This is a genomic window from Streptomyces sp. NPDC008001 (assembly GCF_042958085.1).
Lineage (GTDB): Bacteria > Actinomycetota > Actinomycetes > Streptomycetales > Streptomycetaceae > Streptomyces.
In genome coordinates this window covers 38,328-56,416 of the sequence record NZ_JBIBIZ010000001.1, presented here as the reverse complement: position 1 = coordinate 56,416, position 18,089 = coordinate 38,328, and the positions used below count along the sequence as shown (strand labels likewise).

Sequence of the window (18,089 nt, the reverse complement as noted above, 5' to 3'; positions counted from 1 at the left end):
GGGGAAGGCTAGGGGAGCCGGGCCGTCCTGCAGCAGTGGCAACCGCTGTGACCTTGGCCTCTTCGGCGGCGGCCGTCGTGGACGGCGCGTCAGACCGGCTCGTCGGCCGGCTCGTGGCGCCCGGGCACCACGAACTCGCACCACACGCACTTTCCGGACCCGCGCGACTCGACGCCCCAGACGTCGGCGAGCCGGTCGACCAGCAGCAGCCCGCGTCCCGAGACCCCCGACTCCCCCGGCTCGCGGCGGCGGGGCAGCGTGCTGGACTTGTCCTCGACGTCGACGCGCACGCGCCGTTCGGGCCCGGTGATGATGCGGATGGTCACGACGGCCGCGCTGTCGGTGTGGATCAGGGCGTTGGTCACCAATTCGTCCGCGACCAGCTCGATTTCGTCGGACCGCTCGCGCGCGCCCCAGGCCCGTACCGCCGCGCGGATCATGTGGCGGGCCGCGGAGAGCGCCTCGGGGTCGGCCGGGGCGATGTTCTGCTGCAGCCGGCCGCCGCCCTGGGTGGCCGCGCCCTGGCGGCGCAGCAGCAGCACGGCCATGTCGTCCTCGCCCACGCGCTCCCCGATCACGTCGCACAGCCGGTCGGCCAGCTGGTGGAGTTCGTAGGGGCCGGCGCGGACGATCCCGGAGAGGCGCTGCATGCCCTCGTCGAGGTCGGAGCCCGGCTGTTCGACGAGGCCGTCGGTGAACATCAGCAGCGTCTCGCCCGGGTCGATTTCGACGGTGGTGACGGGATAGTCGAGCCGGCCGAACTCGGCGGAGAGGCCGAGCGGCAGGCCGCCGGAGACGGGCAGGCGCCGGCAGGTGCCGTCGGTGTGCCGCAGCAGCGGGTCGATGTGCCCGGCGCGCACCAGCTGGACGACGCCGGTGGAGAGGTCGGCCTCGGCGTAGGCGCAGGTGGCGAAGCGGTCGGTGTCGAGCTCGTGGAGGAAGGAGGAGGCGCGGGCCATGACCGTGGCCGGGGCGTGGCCCTCGGTCGCGTACGCCCGCAGGACGATGCGCAGCTGGCCCATGACGGCGGCGGCCTGGGTGTCGTGTCCCTGGACGTCGCCGATGACGGCGCCGACCCGGCCGCCGGGCAGCGGGATCACGTCGTACCAGTCGCCTCCGATGTCGCGGCCCATGCGGGCCGAGCGGTAGCGGACGGCGATCTGCGCGCCGGGGACGTCGGGGATGCGGCGCGGCAGCATGGCCTGCTGCAGGCCCTCGGCCAGGTCGTGCTCCTGGTCGTAGAGCATGGCGCGGGCGATGGCCTGGGCGAGGCTGCTGGAGAGGGCGATCAGGAGGTTGCGCTCCTGCTGGGTGAAGCCGCGGGTCTCGCGGTAGAGCATGCCGAGGGCGCCGACGGCGCGGGCCTGGGCGATCAGCGGCAGGTACGCGGCGGAGGAGATGCCGACGTCCTTGATGCGCTCCCACAGCCAGGGGTAGGAGGTGGCGAACTCCTCGCGGGACTCGATGAAGCGCGGGGCCATCGTGCGGATGACGTCGCTCATCGGGAAGTTGTCGTCGACGCGCGTGTAGCGGGTGCCGGGAATGTAGTGCTCGCCGGGGCCCTCGGCGACCAGGTGGATCCGGCCGGCCTCGACGAGGCCGAGGACGAGCAGGTCGGAGCCGAGGTGCTGGACCGCGCGGTCGTCCTGGAAGAACTCGATGACGTCCTGGACGGTGCGGGCGTGGGCGAGGGCCGCGGTGACGGTCTCCACGATCGTGGTGTGCGAGAGGCGGTTCTCGTCCCGTCTGCCGACGGAGTGGCCGAGCTCCTCGGTGGCGTCGCGGACGATGCCGATGATGCGGTGCGGGCGGCCCGCGGCGTCGCGCCGGATCCGGCCCTGGGCGTAGGCCCAGCGCAGTTCGCCGTCGGGGGCGCGGATGCGGTAGTAGGCGCTGTAGCGGTCGCGGCCCTCCTTCAGGGCGCGGGAGATGTGGGCGTCGAGGTCGGCCGCGTCCGAGCGGACCACCCTGTCGGACAGGGCGGACACCTGGCCGTCGAACTCCTCGGGGGTCAGCCCGAACAGCTCCAGGCCGGAGGCGTCCATGTGCAGCACGCCGTTGTCGAGGTCCCAGTCGAAGCCGCCCATGCGGTTGAGGGCGAGGGCGACCTCCGGGCGAGCGGGCCAGTCGCCCGGCACGGACCCCGCCGGCGCGGCGGCAGGCGTCGCTCCCCGATCAACCATAGAGCTACTCTGACACCTTTTGCCCGTTTCTTCGATGTGACTACGTGCTCCGGGTGGTACGGATACGCCATGGAGTGGTTCACCGCCCCGGGGTACTGGCTGAGCAGGCTGGTGGTGCAGCGCGGGCTCGCCGGGATCTACCTCGTCGGCTTCCTGGCGGCCGCCCTGCAGTTCCGCGCGCTCATCGGCGAGCGGGGGATGCTGCCGGTGCCGCGGTTCGTGCGCCTGGTGCCCTTCGGCCGGGCGCCCGGTGTCTTCCAGCTGCACTATTCGGACCGGTTCTTCGCCGCGTGGGCCTGGACGGGCGCCGCCCTGGCGGCCGCGGTGGCGGCGGGCGCCGCGGACGCCGTGCCGCTGTGGGCGTCGATGGCGATGTGGGCCGCCCTGTGGGCGATGTACCTGTCGATCGTCAACGTGGGCCAGACCTGGTACGGCTTCGGGTGGGAGTCGCTGCTGCTGGAGGCCGGTTTCCTCGCGGTCTTCCTGGGCAACGCCCGCACGGATCCGCCGGTTCTCGTGCTGTGGCTGATGCGCTGGCTGCTCTTCCGCGTCGAGTTCGGCGCGGGGCTGATCAAGATGCGCGGCGACCCCTGCTGGCGCGATCTGACCTGCCTGTACTACCACCACGAGACCCAGCCGATGCCGGGCCCGCTGAGCTGGTTCTTCCACCGCCTGCCCCGGCCGCTGCACCGCGTCGAGACGGGGGCCAACCACGTCGCCCAGCTCGTCGTGCCGCTCGCGCTGTTCACGCCGCAGCCCGGCGCGAGCATCGCCGCCGCGGTGATCGTCTGCACCCAGCTCTGGCTCGTCGCCTCCGGCAACTTCTCCTGGCTCAACTGGGTGACCATCGTCATGGCCTTCGCCGCGGTCGACGGCGACGGAATGGCCGACGTCCTCGGCCTGTCCCGGCACGCCCCGGCCCCCGCTCCCCCGGGCTGGTACGAGGGGATCGTCGTGGCGGCGGCCGTCCTCGTGGCCGTCCTGAGCTGGTGGCCGGTGCGCAACATGCTCTCGCGGCAGCAGCGGATGAACATGTCCTTCAACGCGTTCCACCTGGTCAACACGTACGGGGCGTTCGGCAGCGTCAACCGCAGGCGCTACGAGGTGGTGATCGAAGGCACCGACGAGGAGCGGATCGGGCCGGACACGGTGTGGAAGGAGTACGGCTTCAAGGGCAAGCCGGGCGACCCGCACCGGCTGCCCCGCCAGTACGCCCCCTACCACCTGCGGCTCGACTGGATGATGTGGTTCGCCGGGATCTCCCCGGCCTACGCGGAGCCGTGGTTCGGCCCCTTCGTGGAGCGGCTGCTGACGGGCGACCGCGACACGCTGCGCCTGCTGCGGCACAACCCCTTCCCCGGCGCCCCGCCGACCCACGTGCGGGCACGGCTCTACCTCTACCGCTTCACCACCCGGCAGGAGCGGCGGGAAACGGGCGCCTGGTGGCACCGGACGCTGCGGGGGGAGTTCCTCCCGGCGGTTGCGCTCCGCTCCGGGGAGAGGTGACGCGGGCCGGCAGCGGCGGACAGGAATTCCGCCCGGTCACCGCCGGCGACACGTGTCACGAGCCGCTGCGCTGCCCCCGCGGGCCCAGCCCGCACACCGCCAGCTCCGCGGCCGTGATCGACGGCTCGTTCCGCACCTCGCGGCCCGGGCCGCGCGCCACCCCCAGCAGCACGGACGGCCTGACCAGGGCCGTCATCGGCGCGGACAGCGTCATCACGTCGAAGAGCGAGCGCATGACGACCGGGTTCACCGTGGCGGTGCGCATCAGCCGCTGGACGTACCCGCGCAGCACCCGGGACGCCGCCGGGGGCCGCTCGCCGATCGCGCCCGGGTAGTTGATGTCCTCCCCGGTCGCCAGGTCCCAGGGGCTGCCCGTGGTGCGGCCGACCGCGCGCTGGATGCGCCGGGCCAGGCCGGGCGAACCCACCCCGTGCCCGGCCAGGAGGCCGCGGATCGCGGTCGCGCTGTGGGCCGCGACGGACATCCCCTGCCCGTAGACCGGGTTGAAGGTGGCGACGGCGTCCCCCGCCACCGCGAAGCCCTCCGGCCAGTCCGGCATGCGCTCGAAGTAGCGGCGGCGGTTGACCGTGCTGCGGGTGAGGTGGACGTCGGTCAGCGGCTCCAGGCCCGCGATCAGGTCGGCGATCAGGGGATGGCGCAGCCTGCGCAGGAACGGCTCGAACTCCCCGGTCTCCCGCGAGGGTTCGCCGCCGCGCGTGCCGCAGGCCGTGAGCAGCCAGCGGCCGCCCTCGACGGGGAGCATCGTCGCGCCCTGGCCCGGCAGCCGGCCGTGCGGGTCGGGCTGGACGCTGACGACGGGGAAGCGCTCGCTGCCCGGGGGCGCGCGGAAGACCCGGGTGACGTAGACCATGCCGGAGTCGACGGTCTCCTCGTGGGCGGGGCGCAGCCCGAGCTCGGTGAGGCGGCGCGCGGCCTGGGAGCCACGCCCGGAGGCGTCGATCACCAGGTCCGCCTCCAGCGCCTCCGCGGAGTGGCTGCCGGCGGTGCGGACCTTCACCCCGCTGACCCGCCGCGCGTCGCCGAGCAGCGCCAGCGCCTCCGTCTCCTCGCGGTACGTGACCCCCGGCAGGGCCAGGACCTTGTCGCGGACGACCCCGTCCAGCAGGTCGCGGGTGCAGGCCACCATGAACTGCGTGCCGGGCCAGCGCGGGTACCAGCCCTGCGGGCCGAACGCGACCAGCCCCGTCCCCAGCGGGACCCGGCGGGCGCCCGCGCTCACCCAGCCCTCCAGGGTGCCCGGCAGCAGGGACTCCACCGCCCGGGCGCCGCCCGACATCATCAGGTGCGCGTGGCGCGCCTGCGGCAGGCCCTTGCGCGGCTCCGTCCCCCCGGGCAGCGGGTCCCGCTCCACGATCACGACCTCGCCGGCGTGCGCGGCGGCCGCCGCCGCGACCAGCAGACCGGCCATGCCCGCGCCGAGGACCACGACACGGCCCGGTCTGCCGGAGGCGCCGGGAGCACCTGCGGAGGGGGCCTCGCGGGGAGAGGGGGCGGCGGAGGAAGCGGTTCTCATGCCACGGACCCTCCCCACGCCGTCCGGCGGCTACGCGCGGGTTCACCCGCGTGTGCCGCCCCGCGGCATGCGCGCCCGCCGCGGATCGCGCACCGTAGGACGAGAGGCGAGGAGGCGGTGGTGCGATGGACCCGGTGCAGGCGCTGGACCGGATCGCTTTCCTGCTGGAGCGGGCGGACGCGCCCACGTACCGCGTGAAGGCGTTCCGTACGGCCTCCGAGGTGATCGCCGGGCTGCCGGACGAGGAGCTGCGGCGGCGGGCCGCCGCCGGGACGCTGACCGACGAGAAGGGCATCGGCCCCAAGACCGCCGGCGTGGTGGCCGAGGCCCTCGCCGGGCGCGTGCCCGGCTACCTGGCCAGGCTGGAGCAGGAGGCGGAGGAGCCCCTGACCGAGGGCGGCGAGGCCCTGCGCGCGGCCCTGCGCGGCGACTGCCACCTGCACTCGGACTGGTCCGACGGCGGCAGTCCCATCGAGGCCATGGCACGGGCGGCGCAGGGCCTCGGCCACGAGTGGGCGGTGCTCACCGACCACTCCCCCCGGCTGACGATCGCCCGCGGCCTGTCGGCCGACCGGCTGCGCGCCCAGCTCGGCGTCGTGGCCGAGGTCGACGAGCGCCTCGGCGACGGCTTCCGGCTGCTGCGGGGCATCGAGTGCGACATCCTCGACGACGGCTCCCTCGACCAGGAGCCGGGCCTGCTCGACGAGCTCGACATCGTCGTCGCGTCGGTCCACTCCAAGCTGCGCATGGACGCCGACGCCATGACGAAGCGCCTGGTCGGGGCCGTCGCCAACCCGCTCGTCGACGTCCTCGGGCACTGCACCGGGCGGCTGCTGGCCGGCCGCGGGCGGCCGGAGTCCGCGTTCGACGCGGCGATGGTCTTCGCCGCGTGCGCCCGCTTCGGCACCGCCGTGGAGATCAACAGCCGGCCCGAGCGGCTGGACCCGCCGCGCCGGCTGATCCGCCAGGCCCTCGACGCGGGCGTGCTGTTCTCCGTCGACAGCGACGCGCACGCCCCCGGCCAGCTCGACTGGCAGATCCACGGCTGCGCCCGCGCCGAGGAGTGCGGGGTGCCCGCCGACCGGATCATCACCACATGGACGGCGCCCCGCCTGCTGGAGTGGGCGCGCGGGAAGGGATAGGCGGCAGACGATGGCCAAGGCCGCCGGGCGCGCCCCGGCCCCGCTGCCGGCGATCCGGCCGATGCTGGCGACCACCGGGCCGCTGCCGCCCGCGGGCGAGGAGGCGGCCTGGGCGTTCGAGGTCAAGTGGGACGGGATCCGCCTGGTCGTGGGCGTCCCCGGCGACGGCACCGTGCGGCCGGTCACCCGGGCCGGCACCGAGGCCTCCGTGACCTACCCCGAGCTGCGCGCCCTGGGCGAGGCGCTGCGCGGGCGGCCCGCGGTCCTCGACGGCGAGGTCGTCGTCCTCGACGGGGCGGGGCGGCCGGACTTCGGCCTGCTGCAGCGCCGCATGGGCGTCACCGACGCGCGGCGCGCGGCCCGCCTCGCGGCGGAGTACCCCGCCCGCCTCATGCTCTTCGACGTCATGCACCTCGGCGGCCGGTCCCTGCTGGGCCTGCCCTACGCCGAGCGGCGGGCCGTCCTGGAGGGGCTGGACCTCGCGGGGCCCGCCTGGTCGGTGCCGGCCTACGTCGCGGGCCACGCGCAGCAGGCCTGGGCCGCCACCCTCGAAGGCGGGTTCGAAGGCGTCGTGGCGAAGAAGCTGACGTCGCTCTACACCCCGGGCATCCGGTCGTCCGAATGGCGCAAGACCAAGCACGTCGTCACGATCGACGTGGTCATCGGGGGCTGGGCGGAGGGGCGCGGTGCGCTGTCCGGGCTGCCGGGCGCGGTCCTCGCCGGGGTGGAGGAGCCGGAGGGGCTGCGGTACGCGGGATCCGTCGGGTCGGGCCTGTCGGAGCGCGAGCGCCGGGACCTCGCCCGCTACCTGGCGGTGCTCTCCCGTACGGACCCGCCCTTCTCGGGGCCCGTCGACGTGCCGGGCGCGCACTGGGTCGAGCCCCGGCTGGTCGCCGAGGTCGTCTTCTCGGGCTGGACGTCCTCCGGCCGCCTCCGCCACCCCGTCTGGCACCGGTTGCGGCCGGACCTCACGCGGCTCGGCTGACCGGCTCGGCTGTCCGGCCCGCCGGCCCGGCCGGGGGACGCCGGCGGGCGCGCGGTCAACAGGAGGCAGGCGGTCACGGGAGGCGGGCGCGGGTGGCGTCCCCGGTGAGCGGGGCCAGCAGGTCGCCGTACTCCTCCGCCCGGTCCAGCACCTGCTCCGGGGTGAAAGCGAGGTCGTCCGGGTCCCGGCAGGCGGCGACCTCGTCCCAGGTGACCGGGGCGGCGACACCGGGGCTGTCCTCCCGCAGCCGCACGGTGTACGGGGCGGCGGTGGTCTTGGCGCTCGCGTTCTGCGACCAGTCGATGAGCACCTTGCCCCGGCGCTCGACGCGCGCCATCGACACCACGACCAGCCCCGGGTGCTCGCCCATCATGCGGGCGGCCAGCTCCTTGGCGTAGCCGCCCGCGGCCCGGCCGGGCACCGCGTGGACCGGCGCGTACAGGTGCAGGCCCTTGGAGCCGGAGACGACGGCGTGGGCCGTGAGGCCGTCGTCGTCCAGGAGCTGGCGCAGCCGCTGCGCGATCCGGCAGCAGACCACCAGGTCGGTGCCCGGTCCGGGGTCCAGGTCCAGCACGAGCCGGTCGTGGCCGTCCGGGCCCGCGGTCGCCGTCCACTGCGGGACGTGCACCTCGTACGCACCGAGGTTGGCCATGGCGACCAGGTCCGCCGTGGTGTCGACGACGACCTGCTCGGTGACGCCCTCGCGGTGCTCCACGGGGACCACCCGCACCCATCCGGGGACTCCCCCGGGCGGGTTCTTCGCGATCCAGCTCTGGCCGCCGGGGCCCTCCGGGGCGCGGACGAAGGAAGCGGGCCGGTCGGCGGTGTGCGCCACCATCACCGCGGCGATCCGCGCGTAGTAGTGCAGCACTTGCGCCTTGGTGTGGCCGGACGCCGGGAACAGCACCCGGTCCAGGTGGGTCAGGGCCAGCCGGTGGCCCTCGATCTCCACCGCCTGCCGCTCCGGCGAGACAGACATAAGGTAGGAATTCCCCGTGGAGGGATAAAACTATGCGGACCATGTGGAAAGGTGCGATTGGTTTCGGACTGGTGTCCGTACCGGTACGGCTCTACGCCGCCGTCCAGGAACACGGCCTCCGACTCCACCAGGTCCACGACAAGGACGGCGGCCGGATCCACCTCAAGCGCGTCTGCGAGGCCTGCGGCGACGAGGTCGACTACGGCCACATCGCCAAGGGCTACCAGGACGACGAGGGGCACACCGCCGTCGTCACCCAGGACGAGCTGGCCGGGCTGCCGCTGCCCAGCAAGAAGCTCATCGACGTGCTCGCCTTCGTCGACTCCGACCGGATCGACCCGCTGCAGCTGTCCAGCGGCTACTACCTGGCGCCCGAGAGCGCGGCGGCCAACAAGCCCTACGTTCTGCTCCGCGAGACCCTCAAGCAGACCGACCGCGTCGCCGTCACCAAGATCGCGCTGCGCACCCGGGAGTCGCTCGCCCTGCTGCGGGTCCACGGCGACCTGCTCACCCTGCACACCATGTACTGGCCGGACGAGATCCGCGACGCGGGCGACCTGGCCCCGCCCTCCTCCGTCACGGTGCGGCCGCAGGAACTGAAGATGGCCACGAGCCTCATGGACACCCTCTCCGAGGAGTTCGACTTCGAGGAGCTGGAGGACGAGTACGAGATCGCCCTCGGCGAGCTGATCAACGCCCACCTGTCCGACCGCCCGGTCCCCAAGAAGGAGACGGCACCCGCGCCGGACAATGTCATCGACCTGATGGCCGCTCTCCAGGCCTCGATCGACAGCGCGGCGAGAAAGCCGGGCGAAAAGACGGCGGAAAAGCCCGGAAGGACGAGGGGGACGGGGAGCACGGCCAAGAAGGAAGCCGAGCCGCGGAAAGCCGCGCGGAGCACCGCAAAGAAATCCGCCACCCCGCAAAAACGCTCGACCGCCAAGAAACCGGCGGCGGCCTCCGCCGGCTCCACGGGCAAGAAGACCGCCAAGAGCACTTCGGCCAAGGCCGCCAAGAAGACGGCGGCCAAGAAGCCCGGCCGCCGCGCCGCCTCGTGAAGCCGGCTTTGTGAACGCCGCTTCGTGAAGCCGGCCTCCTCGTGAAGTCGGCCTGAAAGCACCGCCCGGGCCGCCGGAGCGACCCGGCCCCGGCCGCGCTCACCGCACGGCATCACCCGCCGGCTCCACGCCCTCGCAGACCGCCGAGGCGAGCCGCGCCCGGGCGCGCTCCACCAGCCCGTCCGCCGCACACTGCTGGGCCACTTCCAGCCCCTCCCGCAGCCGGTCGGCGGCCTCGGGGAGCTTGCCCGCCTCCAGCAGCGCCGCGCCGTGGGCGACCAGGGCCTCCGCGAACTCGTACTTGCACGGCGACCGGCGCAGGTGCACCACGGCCTTCTCCAGCTTCACCAGGGCTCGTGCGGCTCGGCGACGAGGGCCGCCCGGCGCAGGGCGTCGCCGACGGCCGTGTCCGTGCCGAACACCGCGGCGTGCCGGACCGCCTTGTCCGCGAGGGCGCGGGCCCGCTCGGGGTCCTCGTCGGCCAGGGCGACGGCGAGGTCGAGCGCCCACGGGGCCCAGATGGTGTTGTTCCGGCCGCGCTCCTCCAGCCTGCGCCCGGCGGCCTCCAGCTCCACGATCGCCTCCTCCTTGCGCCCCTGGGCGAGCAGCAGCCGCCCTGCCAGGCAGGCGGCGTCGGGCAGCACGATCGCGGGCGTGTACGGCGGCCGGAAGCCGTTCTCCTCGGCGAACACCCGGGCTTCGTCGACCCGGCCGCGGGCGAGCAGGGTGTCGATCAGCAGGCAGGCGCCGTCCCAGTGGATCGGCAGGCCGGGCCCGAGGCGCTTGCCCAACTGCAGCCCCTTGCGCAGCATCTTCTCGGCCTCGGCCAGCTCTCCGCGGCGGCGGTGGACCAGCCCGACGAAGTCGTGGGCGAAGGCGAGGTGGCCACCGCTCCAGCCCGAGATCTCGAAGGACCGCAGGGCGTCGCTGAAGAGCTCCTCGGCGTGGTCGAGGCGGTCGGCGTAGGCGAAGGTGATGCCGATGATGCTGGGGACCTCGAAGCCCCACTCGGTGTTGGTCCAGCCCATGCCGTCGGCGAGCCGGCCGTCCACGAGGGCGCGCTCGATGTACTCGACGACCCGCACGGCGTCCTCGCCGCGGATCATGCCGTCGAAGCCGCGCAGCGCCAGCAGCGTCCGCTCGGTGTTGTCCCGGCCGGGGATGCGTTCGGCGAGCTCGGCGATGCGCTGGGAACGCCCGTGGGAGTCCTGCTCCTCGACCTGGATGCCCTTCCACAGATAGTGCGCGGCCTGCAGGCGCATCCGGCCGGGGCCGGGCGGAGTGCGGTCGGCCTGCTCCTTCACGACCTCGGCGGCCTCGCGCAGCTGGCTGTTGTGGGCGTAGGCCTGGGAGAGGCGGTAGGTGGCGTCGACGCGCAGGTCCTCGCTGAGGTGGGGCAGGGAGAGCGCCGTCTTGAGGTGGTTGACGGTGGTCGGCGGCGACGTGAGCAGTGCGGAGCAGCCCAGCTCGTAGAGGACTCCGGCTCGCTCCTCCTCGGGCGGCGGCTCCTGCAGGGCGCGCTCCAGACAGCGGCGGGCCGCGTCCGGCGCGCCGACCGCGAGGTGTTCGCGGGCGGCGATGCGCAGCTGCTCGACCAGCTCGGAGTCGTGGTCCGGGTGGACCTCCAGGAGGTGGCGCGAGGCCGCGGCGGCGCCCAGCCCCGCCTCGGTGACGGACCAGGCCGCCTGCCCGTGCATGGCGGTGCGGGTGGCCGGCGGGATCGAGGCGTAGATGGCGGTCGCGATCAGCGGGTGGACGAACTCCAGGTCGATGGAGCCGGTGAGGATACGGGCGTGGCGCAGCTTGTCGGCGCACTCGGCGGCCTGGGCGGGGCCCATGCCCGCGAGGTTGGCGGCCAGGGACGGCTGGATCTCCGTGCCGAGGACGGCCGCCGCCCAGGCGAAGCGGGTGACGGCGGTGCCGAGCCGCTCCAGGCGGGCCACCAGTCCGCTGCCGCGGGAGGCCGCGCCGAGGTCGCGCAGGAGGGAGGCGGACTCCTCGACCGGCTTCAGGCCCCGGTCCTGCGCCTTGGCGATCAACTCGACGGTCTCGTAGGGATTGCCGCCGGTGACGGCCCAGACCTCGCGGCAGAAGGGGGCGTCGGCCGGGTCCTGGAAGGACTTGCGCACCAGGCGGTCGACCGCTTCCGGCGTCAGGGCGCGCAGCTCGACGGGGCGGGCGGCGCGGCCGGTGACCATGTCACGGAAGCCGGGTGCGGATTCCGGCAGTTCCTCGGGTCGGTAGGAGATGACGGCGAGCAGCGGCGCCTCGCGCAGCCGCACGGCGAAGTACCCCAGCCACGTGAGGGACTCGGCGTCGGCCCAGTGGGCGTCGTCGATCAGCAGGACCACCGGGTCTTGGTTGGTGGCGAGTTGGGTGACGAGCCAGTCGATGCCGTCGCGCACTCCCTGCGGGTCCTGCGGGCCGACCGGCGGGACGATGCCCAGGGCGGGGCCGGCGATGTCGTACCAGCCGCCGAGCACCCTCTTGCGCTCGTTTTCGGACATCGGCGCCAGCGCCGGCTGCAGCAGCTGGCGGACGACGTGGAAGGGGATGGCCTGAGCGGACTCGCTGCCGCGCGCGGAGAGGACGGTGCACTTGCCCGTCTCCATGGCCAGCCTGCGCGTCTCGGCGAGCAACGCCGTTTTCCCCAGGCCCGCTTCACCGCTGTAGAGCAGCAGGCCGCCGAGCCGGGGCCGCCCTTCGGTAGCAGTTCCGCACAGCCTTTGCACCGCTTGTTCAGCGGCTGCGAGCTCGAGCTCCCGCTCGAACAGGGCGGCGGATGCGTTCTGTTCACGCTGATGCCCTGACATGGCGATGTCTCCCCGGAAGATGTGGTGGAGCGAGCCTAGCCCCGTCCGTGAGGCCACGGGCAGGGTTCGGCAGACGGACCACCCAGGAGCGTGACCTTGCCCGGAAGCGCCTCCCGCGTACGTTCCGCACCACGGGAACCGTACCCACCATGCACCGAACATATTTTCCTATGCTTCGCAAATCCATTCGGAATTCGAAGCGCGAGGCCATTATGGATCCTTTCGAATTTCCGCGTCAGGCCGATCTGCGAATATGACAACTTCGCGCCGGAGCCCCCCGCGACCGGCTACGCTCCATGTCGCGCAGCGGGTTGTGGCGACTGCTTCACGGTGCGCACAAGTGCTGCGCCGGTGCCGTTCTCCGCGGGGACACCCCCGGGAATTCCACGCGCCGGGCCCCGTCGCAGAAACGCCTTCTTAAGAGTTCCGAGGATCCCGATGGTTGGTACTGGCTCGTCAGTTCAACGGCGGCCCGTCTCCGCTCTGATATGGCTGATCTCCCCCCTGGTCCTGGCCGTGTGCACGGGAACGGCGATCCTCGCCGTGACTCCCGTCGCCCGCGTCCCGGTGGCCTGGTGCGGGGCCTCCGCCACGGTCGCGGTGGCGCTGGCAAGCTCCGAGGCCGCACGGCGGGGACGGGTCATCGGCGCGCTGCGCCGCCGCTGCGCCGAGCAGGAGGCCGGCCTGCGGTACCAGCTCGACCAGCACGAGGCCGAGACCCGGCGGCTGGCCAAGGAGCTGCTGCCGCGGGCCATCCACCTGCTGCAGCGCGGCGCCCCCACCGAAGTGGTGCTGCGGCACACCCTCCCCGTGCACGACCTGGAGCCCGGCTACGCGGCCGCGCACCGGTCCGTGCTGAAGTCCGTCATCGAGGCCGTGCAGGCGGAGGAAGGGCTGCGCGACTCCGCACAGCGGGCCTTCGTCAACATCGCCCGCCGTATCCAGGCCATCGTCCACCAGCAGGCCTACGACATCCGGGAGATGGAGCACAAGCACGGCAACGACCCGGACGTCTTCGGCGACCTCCTCCACCTCGACCACGGCAACGCCCTGACCGGCCGCCTCGCGGACAGCATCGCGGTCCTCGGCGGCTCCCGCCCCGGCCGCCAGTGGAAGAACGAGATCCCGCTCTACAACGTGCTGCGCGGCGCCATGTCGCGGATCCTCGAGTACCGGCGCGTCGACCTTCACTCGGTGGCCGACGTCGCCGTGGTCGGGGCGGCCGTCGAGCCGGTCATCCACGCACTGGCCGAGCTGCTGGACAACGCCACCCGTTACTCGCCCCCGCAGACCCGGGTGCACCTGACCGCCGTGGACATCCAGTCCGGCATCGCGGTCGAGATCGAGGACGCCGGCGTCGGCCTGACCGACGAGGCCCGCCGCCGCACCGACCGCGTCCTGTCCCGCGAGGGCGCGCTCGACCTCGACGACCTCGGCGAGGCGCCACGCCTCGGCCTGGCGGTGGTCAGCCGGCTCGCCCGCACGTACAACTTCCTGGTGTCGCTGCGGCCCTCCGCCTACGGCGGGGTGCGGGCCGTCCTCGTCATCCCCATGGACCTGATCACCGCCAGCAAGCACCCCGGCGGCGACATCGCCCGCGCCCCCAAGCTCCCGCCCATCAAGTCCAAGCGCCGCCCCGGCCAGAAGATCCCCCCGCCCGCTCCGCAGACGGCGCCGCCGATGATGGAGCACCCCATCCCGCCGCCGCTCGGTGACAGCGGGCTGCCGCAGCGGCGCCGCCGGCGCGGCCCCGCGCCGCTGCCGTTCGGCCGGGGTGCGGCCGAACGACGGGACCGGCCGCCGGCCCCGCCCGCCGAACCGGCCGCTCCGGAGGAGGCCCCCAAGCAGCCCGGGATGTGGCTGGCCGCGTTCAACCGCGGCATCAACGGGGAGTCCCTGGAGCCGGATGCCGGCCGGGCGAACAGTGATATCCCGTCAGACAAGGAAGAGTAGCCAAGTGACGCAGCCGCGGTTCAACATGGACTGGATGCTCAAGGACCTGGCAACCAGTGTTCCGCAGACCCGCCACGTGATCGTGCTGTCCTCGGACGGCCTGCGCATGGCTCAGCACGGCACGGACCCGGACGCCGCCGACCGCCTGGCCGCCGCCTGTGCCGGACTGCAGAGCCTCTCCACGGCGATCGCCGGTGAATTCCCGCACGGGGACGGGCAGATGCGCCTGGTCGTGATCGAGGTCGACGGCGGATTCTTCTATCTGATGGCCGCCGGCGCCGGGGCCTTCCTGGCGGTGCTGGCCGACGACGACGTGGACGCCGAGCTGATGGGCATGCGGATGCGGGACCTGGTGGCCCGTATCGGATCGCACCTCACGAGTCCGCCCCGGGTCGGCGGGTCGGTGACATGAGCGCGGAGGGACCCGGCTCCCCGACGGCGCCCGGCAGCCCCGACCGGCTGTACATCCTCACCGGAGGCCAGGCCCGCGCGGAGCGGAAGACCGAGCTCGACCTGGTGACGCTGATCGTCTCCCGGTCCGAGGCGGACCCCGGGCTGCAGCCCGAGCACGCCGCCATCGTCAGGATGTGCGCCTACCCGCTCTCCGTCGCCGAGATATCGGCCTACCTGGAGCTGCCGGTCAGCACGCTGACCCTGCTGCTCACGGAGCTGGTGGCCGGCAGGCACGTGGAGGCCCGGCCGCCGGTCCCGGCGGCGGCGCTGCCCGACGTACAACTTCTGGAGGCGGTGATGAATGGACTACAGAAGCTCTGACTCCGCGGGGTTGGAGACCTATGCGGGGCCGCGCAGCGAGGACGTGCTGCCGGCCTCGGCCACCGCGGCCGTCAAGGTGGTCATCGTCGGCGGGTTCGGGGTCGGCAAGACGACCCTGGTCGGCTCGGTGAGCGAGATCCGGCCGCTGACCACCGAGGAGACGATGACCCAGGCCGGCGTCGGCGTGGACGACGTCGCCGGCATCGAGCACAAGACCGAGACGACCGTGGCCATGGACTTCGGCCGGATCAGCATCAACGAGCAGCTGGTGCTGTATCTGTTCGGCACCCCCGGCCAGGAGCGCTTCTGGTTCCTGTGGAACGGCCTGTTCGAGGGCGCCCTCGGCGCCGTCGTGCTCCTCGACACCCGCCGCATGGACGTCAGCTACGACGTGATCGGGCGCCTGGAGGAGAAGGGCGTGCCGTTCGTCGTCGGCGTCAACCGCTTCCCCCAGGCCCCCAAGTATCCGATGGAGCAGCTGCGGGCGGCCATGGACCTCGACGACTCGGTGCCCATGGTCGACTGCGACGCCCGCGACCGCGCCTCCTGCCGCGACACCCTGCTCACCCTCATGCGCTATCTCTACACGCTCACCACCGCCTCCCCGGAGCACCAGTGACCCTCCCTTCCGAACAGTCCCGCGCCTCCTCCCCCGCCGGGCCTCCCCCGCAGTGCCCGGCGCACTCCACCGGCCCCGGCGGGATCACCCGGCTCTACGGCCCGGAGGCCGAGGCCGATCCGATGGGGCTGTACGAACGGCTGCGCCAGAAGCACGGCCAGGTGGCCCCCGTCCTGCTGCACGACGACGTCCCGGCCTGGCTCGTCCTCGGCTACCGCGAGAACCTCGACGTGGCGCGCACCCCCTCGCGGTTCTCGCGCGACTCCCGGCGGTGGATCGAGGCGCGCGAGGGCCGGGTGGCCCCCACCCACCCGCTCGCCCCGATCACCACCTGGCAGCCGATTTGCGTCTTCGCCGACGGCCAGCAGCACGAGCGCTGGCGCGGTGCCGTCAACGACGCCATCGCCCGCTTCGACAAGCGCGGCATCCGCCGCCACGTCACGCAGTACTCGAACCAGCTGGTCGACCAGTTCTGCACCGCGGGGCGGGCCGATCTGGTGCACGACTTCGCAGAGCAGCTGCCGATGATGGCGATGACCCAGCTGCTGGGCATGCCGGAGGCGTACAGCCCCCAGCTGGTCAACGCCGGCCGGGACATGATCAAGGGCAGCGAGACGGCGATCGCCAGCAACGAGTTCGTCCAGGAGACGCTGCGCAAGCTGGTGGCGCGCAAGCGCGTGGAGCCGGGCGCCGACTTCACGAGCTGGCTGCTGGAGCACCCCGCCGGGCTGTCGGACGACGAGGTGCAGCAGCACCTGCGGCTGGTGCTGATCGCCGCGTTCGAGACCACGGCGAACCTCATCGCGAACACCCTGAAGATGGTGCTGACCGACGTCCGCTTCCACGCCTCCCTGGCCGGCGGCCACATGACGCTGCCGGACGCGGTCGAGCAGGTCCTGTGGGACGAGCCGCCGTTCATCACGATCCTGGGCCGCTGGGCGACGCAGGACACGGAGCTGGCGGGTCAGCAGATCAAGGAGGGGGACGCCCTGGTCATGGGGCTGGCCGCCGCCAACATGGACACGGTGATCCGTCCCGACCCCGACGTTCCCGTCCACGGCAACCGCTCGCACCTGGCGTTCAGCGGGGGCCAGCACGAGTGCCCGGGCCAGGACGTGGGGCGGGCGATCGCGGACACGGGCATCGACGCCCTGCTGATGCGGCTGCCCGACCTCACCCTCGCCGTGGAGGAGTCGGAGCTCACCTACCGCTCCACTCTGATGTCCCGTCACCTGACGTCGCTGCCGGTGAAGTTCACGCCGCGGGCGCCGCTGCCTCCGGAGGAGACGACGGCGCCCGTGCCCGTGCCCGCGCCCGAGCTGCCCGCGCCCGTTCAGCCCGAGCGGGCCGAGCAGCCGGCCATCCCGGCGCCTCCCGTACGGGCCGCCGGGCCGGAGGCGTCCGGTCCGCGGCGGTCGTGGTGGAGGTCGCTGCGGCGGCTGCTGGGGCGGCGGTAGCACCCGTCATCGAGCTGGTCCCACCACCAGGCGATGGAGGGGATGGGCAGGGGGGCCGGGCTGTCGTCCGACGGGCCCGGCTTCCACCACTCACTGCGGACGGTCCCGTAGGGGTCCTGGTAGCGGGCGCAGCTCGCGGCCCAGTCCAGGTGCCCGCGGACGAAGTGTCCCAGTGCCACCAGATAGCAGCGCAGCTCCACTCCGGCCCGGGGCCAGACCTGCTCGCGCAGGCGCAGGAAGAGCGTCATGACGCGGTCGCGCATCGCCATGGCCTCCTCCTGGGCGCGGGCGGGCTCCCAGCCCCGCTCCTCGGCGAGGACGTCGATCAGGTTGAGGTTGTCTCCGGCACGCTGGATCTCCTTGTTCCGTGAGTAGAAGTCGTTGTCCCAGGCGACGAGCGTCCAGGTCATCTCGGTCAGGGCGCGGACCTCGGGCCGGTCCAGGTCCCGGTCGTCGAGCTCGTACCCTCCGGCGGTGTCCATCAGGGCCGTGGAGGGCGCCATGCCGATGGCGCGCATCCACATGGCGGTGTAGTCGTTGACGGACGGCAGGGTCAGGTCGCGGCGGCAGGCCGCCTCCCACACCAGGCCGGACAGGTACGTGCGCATGCCCTCGGTCCAGCGGCGCAGCTGGGGCGGCGTCGCGTACCCGGCCAGTTCCAGGCGGACGGCCCGCAGTGCCGCGGCGTGGGGCGCGTCATCCGGCCACTCCGGCACCGGTGCCTCCAGGACGCGCATGATGCGGGAAGTCGTGTGCGCCAGGCCGTGGGCGGTGGCGGTCGACTCGTCGCACAGGGCGTCGTCCAGGGAGAAGAGCACGGCGTGGAGCTTGCCGACGACGGTGAGCGGTCCGGGCCGGCCGTAGGGCATGGTCCGGGCCGTGAGCCCGCCGAAGTCGCACCGGGCGAGGCGCTGCCGCTGGTGGGCCGACGCGTCGAGCTGCCGCTGGAGCATCCAGTCGACCGCGGCGCGGTCGATCTCCCGGACGCAGGGGTGCACGGCCGGCGCTATCGGGCAGTAGAAGGGCAGGTCTTCCAGGGGCTGTACTGATATGCGGTTCCGCACGCCCGTCACGGCGCCTCCCCAG

Annotated in this window: 12 protein-coding genes and 2 pseudogenes; 9 read left to right on the top strand and 5 right to left on the bottom strand. The window is 73.3% G+C overall.

Features of this window, described 5'->3' with window-relative positions:
• Positions 1 to 89 precede the first annotated feature (89 nt).
• Complete coding sequence (locus ACFZCD_RS00260; RefSeq protein WP_391826236.1) at positions 90 to 2,183, bottom strand: SpoIIE family protein phosphatase; 2,094 nt, start codon at positions 2,181 to 2,183, stop codon at positions 90 to 92.
• Between the two features lie 69 nt (positions 2,184 to 2,252).
• Here ACFZCD_RS00260 and ACFZCD_RS00255 point away from each other — a divergent pair, with 69 nt between their 5' ends.
• The gene (locus ACFZCD_RS00255; protein WP_391826234.1) at positions 2,253 to 3,689 is read left to right on the top strand and encodes a lipase maturation factor family protein; all 1,437 of its coding nucleotides are present in this window, start codon (positions 2,253 to 2,255) and stop codon (positions 3,687 to 3,689) included.
• A 55-nt stretch (positions 3,690 to 3,744) separates the two neighbouring features.
• On the opposite strand, the gene ACFZCD_RS00250 is transcribed toward ACFZCD_RS00255, so the two are convergent.
• A complete protein-coding gene (locus ACFZCD_RS00250) occupies positions 3,745 to 5,223 on the bottom strand; it encodes an NAD(P)/FAD-dependent oxidoreductase (RefSeq protein WP_391826232.1) in 1,479 nt (492 codons plus the stop codon).
• Positions 5,224 to 5,348: 125 nt separating this feature from the next.
• Between ACFZCD_RS00250 and ACFZCD_RS00245 the strand changes: the two genes are divergently transcribed.
• Together ACFZCD_RS00245 and ligD (ACFZCD_RS00240) are read left to right on the top strand one after the other, a co-directional pair.
• Positions 5,349 to 6,365 (top strand): PHP domain-containing protein, encoded by a 1,017-nt coding sequence (locus ACFZCD_RS00245; RefSeq protein ID WP_391826230.1) that lies wholly within the window; start codon positions 5,349 to 5,351, stop codon positions 6,363 to 6,365.
• 10 nt (positions 6,366 to 6,375) lie between these two features.
• Positions 6,376 to 7,350, top strand: a complete 975-nt coding sequence (gene ligD / locus ACFZCD_RS00240) for a non-homologous end-joining DNA ligase (protein ID WP_391826228.1) — start codon at positions 6,376 to 6,378, stop codon at positions 7,348 to 7,350.
• Positions 7,351 to 7,423: 73 nt separating this feature from the next.
• Here the strand turns inward: ligD (ACFZCD_RS00240) and ligD (ACFZCD_RS00235) are convergent, their stop codons facing one another.
• Complete coding sequence (gene ligD / locus ACFZCD_RS00235; protein WP_391826226.1) at positions 7,424 to 8,329, bottom strand: non-homologous end-joining DNA ligase; 906 nt, start codon at positions 8,327 to 8,329, stop codon at positions 7,424 to 7,426.
• Positions 8,330 to 8,370: 41 nt separating this feature from the next.
• Between ligD (ACFZCD_RS00235) and ACFZCD_RS00230 the strand changes: the two genes are divergently transcribed.
• A complete protein-coding gene (locus ACFZCD_RS00230; RefSeq protein WP_391826224.1) occupies positions 8,371 to 9,387 on the top strand; it encodes a Ku protein in 1,017 nt (338 codons plus the stop codon).
• 99 nt (positions 9,388 to 9,486) lie between these two features.
• Here ACFZCD_RS00230 and ACFZCD_RS00225 read toward each other — a convergent pair.
• Positions 9,487 to 12,200: pseudogene (locus ACFZCD_RS00225) on the bottom strand (ATP-binding protein).
• A gap of 438 nt (positions 12,201 to 12,638) precedes the next feature.
• Here ACFZCD_RS00225 and ACFZCD_RS00220 point away from each other — a divergent pair.
• The 5 genes from ACFZCD_RS00220 to ACFZCD_RS00200 are packed head-to-tail and all read left to right on the top strand — an operon-like array spanning position 12,639 to position 17,003.
• Positions 12,639 to 14,153, top strand: a complete 1,515-nt coding sequence (locus ACFZCD_RS00220; protein ID WP_391826222.1) for an ATP-binding protein — start codon at positions 12,639 to 12,641, stop codon at positions 14,151 to 14,153.
• A gap of 25 nt (positions 14,154 to 14,178) precedes the next feature.
• Positions 14,179 to 14,565, top strand: a complete 387-nt coding sequence (locus ACFZCD_RS00215; RefSeq protein WP_206329087.1) for a roadblock/LC7 domain-containing protein — start codon at positions 14,179 to 14,181, stop codon at positions 14,563 to 14,565.
• Entirely contained in the window at positions 14,562 to 14,927 is a 366-nt protein-coding gene (locus ACFZCD_RS00210) for a DUF742 domain-containing protein (RefSeq protein WP_391826220.1), read from the top strand. The genes ACFZCD_RS00215 and ACFZCD_RS00210 overlap by 4 nt, the downstream gene beginning before the upstream one ends.
• Positions 14,908 to 15,546 (top strand): ATP/GTP-binding protein, encoded by a 639-nt coding sequence (locus ACFZCD_RS00205; protein ID WP_391826218.1) that lies wholly within the window; start codon positions 14,908 to 14,910, stop codon positions 15,544 to 15,546. Before ACFZCD_RS00210 ends, ACFZCD_RS00205 begins: the two co-directional genes overlap by 20 nt.
• Entirely contained in the window at positions 15,543 to 17,003 is a 1,461-nt protein-coding gene (locus ACFZCD_RS00200) for a cytochrome P450 (RefSeq protein WP_391826216.1), read from the top strand. Before ACFZCD_RS00205 ends, ACFZCD_RS00200 begins: the two co-directional genes overlap by 4 nt.
• Before the next feature lie 260 nt (positions 17,004 to 17,263).
• On the opposite strand, the pseudogene ACFZCD_RS00195 reads toward ACFZCD_RS00200, so the two are convergent.
• Positions 17,264 to 17,872 (bottom strand): annotated as a pseudogene (locus ACFZCD_RS00195) (terpene synthase family protein); the annotation flags it as partial.
• Between the last annotated feature and the right edge of the window lie 217 nt (positions 17,873 to 18,089).

Coding starts and splice junctions, on each gene's coding strand:
- ACFZCD_RS00260 (WP_391826236.1), bottom strand. CDS start 2,183: ATGGTTGATCGGGGAGCGACGCCTGCCGCCGCGCCGGCGGGGTCCGTG.
- ACFZCD_RS00255 (WP_391826234.1), top strand. CDS start 2,253: ATGGAGTGGTTCACCGCCCCGGGGTACTGGCTGAGCAGGCTGGTGGTG.
- ACFZCD_RS00250 (WP_391826232.1), bottom strand. CDS start 5,223: ATGAGAACCGCTTCCTCCGCCGCCCCCTCTCCCCGCGAGGCCCCCTCC.
- ACFZCD_RS00245 (WP_391826230.1), top strand. CDS start 5,349: ATGGACCCGGTGCAGGCGCTGGACCGGATCGCTTTCCTGCTGGAGCGG.
- ligD (WP_391826228.1), top strand. CDS start 6,376: ATGGCCAAGGCCGCCGGGCGCGCCCCGGCCCCGCTGCCGGCGATCCGG.
- ligD (WP_391826226.1), bottom strand. CDS start 8,329: ATGTCTGTCTCGCCGGAGCGGCAGGCGGTGGAGATCGAGGGCCACCGG.
- ACFZCD_RS00230 (WP_391826224.1), top strand. CDS start 8,371: ATGTGGAAAGGTGCGATTGGTTTCGGACTGGTGTCCGTACCGGTACGG.
- ACFZCD_RS00220 (WP_391826222.1), top strand. CDS start 12,639: ATGGTTGGTACTGGCTCGTCAGTTCAACGGCGGCCCGTCTCCGCTCTG.
- ACFZCD_RS00215 (WP_206329087.1), top strand. CDS start 14,179: ATGGACTGGATGCTCAAGGACCTGGCAACCAGTGTTCCGCAGACCCGC.
- ACFZCD_RS00210 (WP_391826220.1), top strand. CDS start 14,562: ATGAGCGCGGAGGGACCCGGCTCCCCGACGGCGCCCGGCAGCCCCGAC.
- ACFZCD_RS00205 (WP_391826218.1), top strand. CDS start 14,908: ATGGACTACAGAAGCTCTGACTCCGCGGGGTTGGAGACCTATGCGGGG.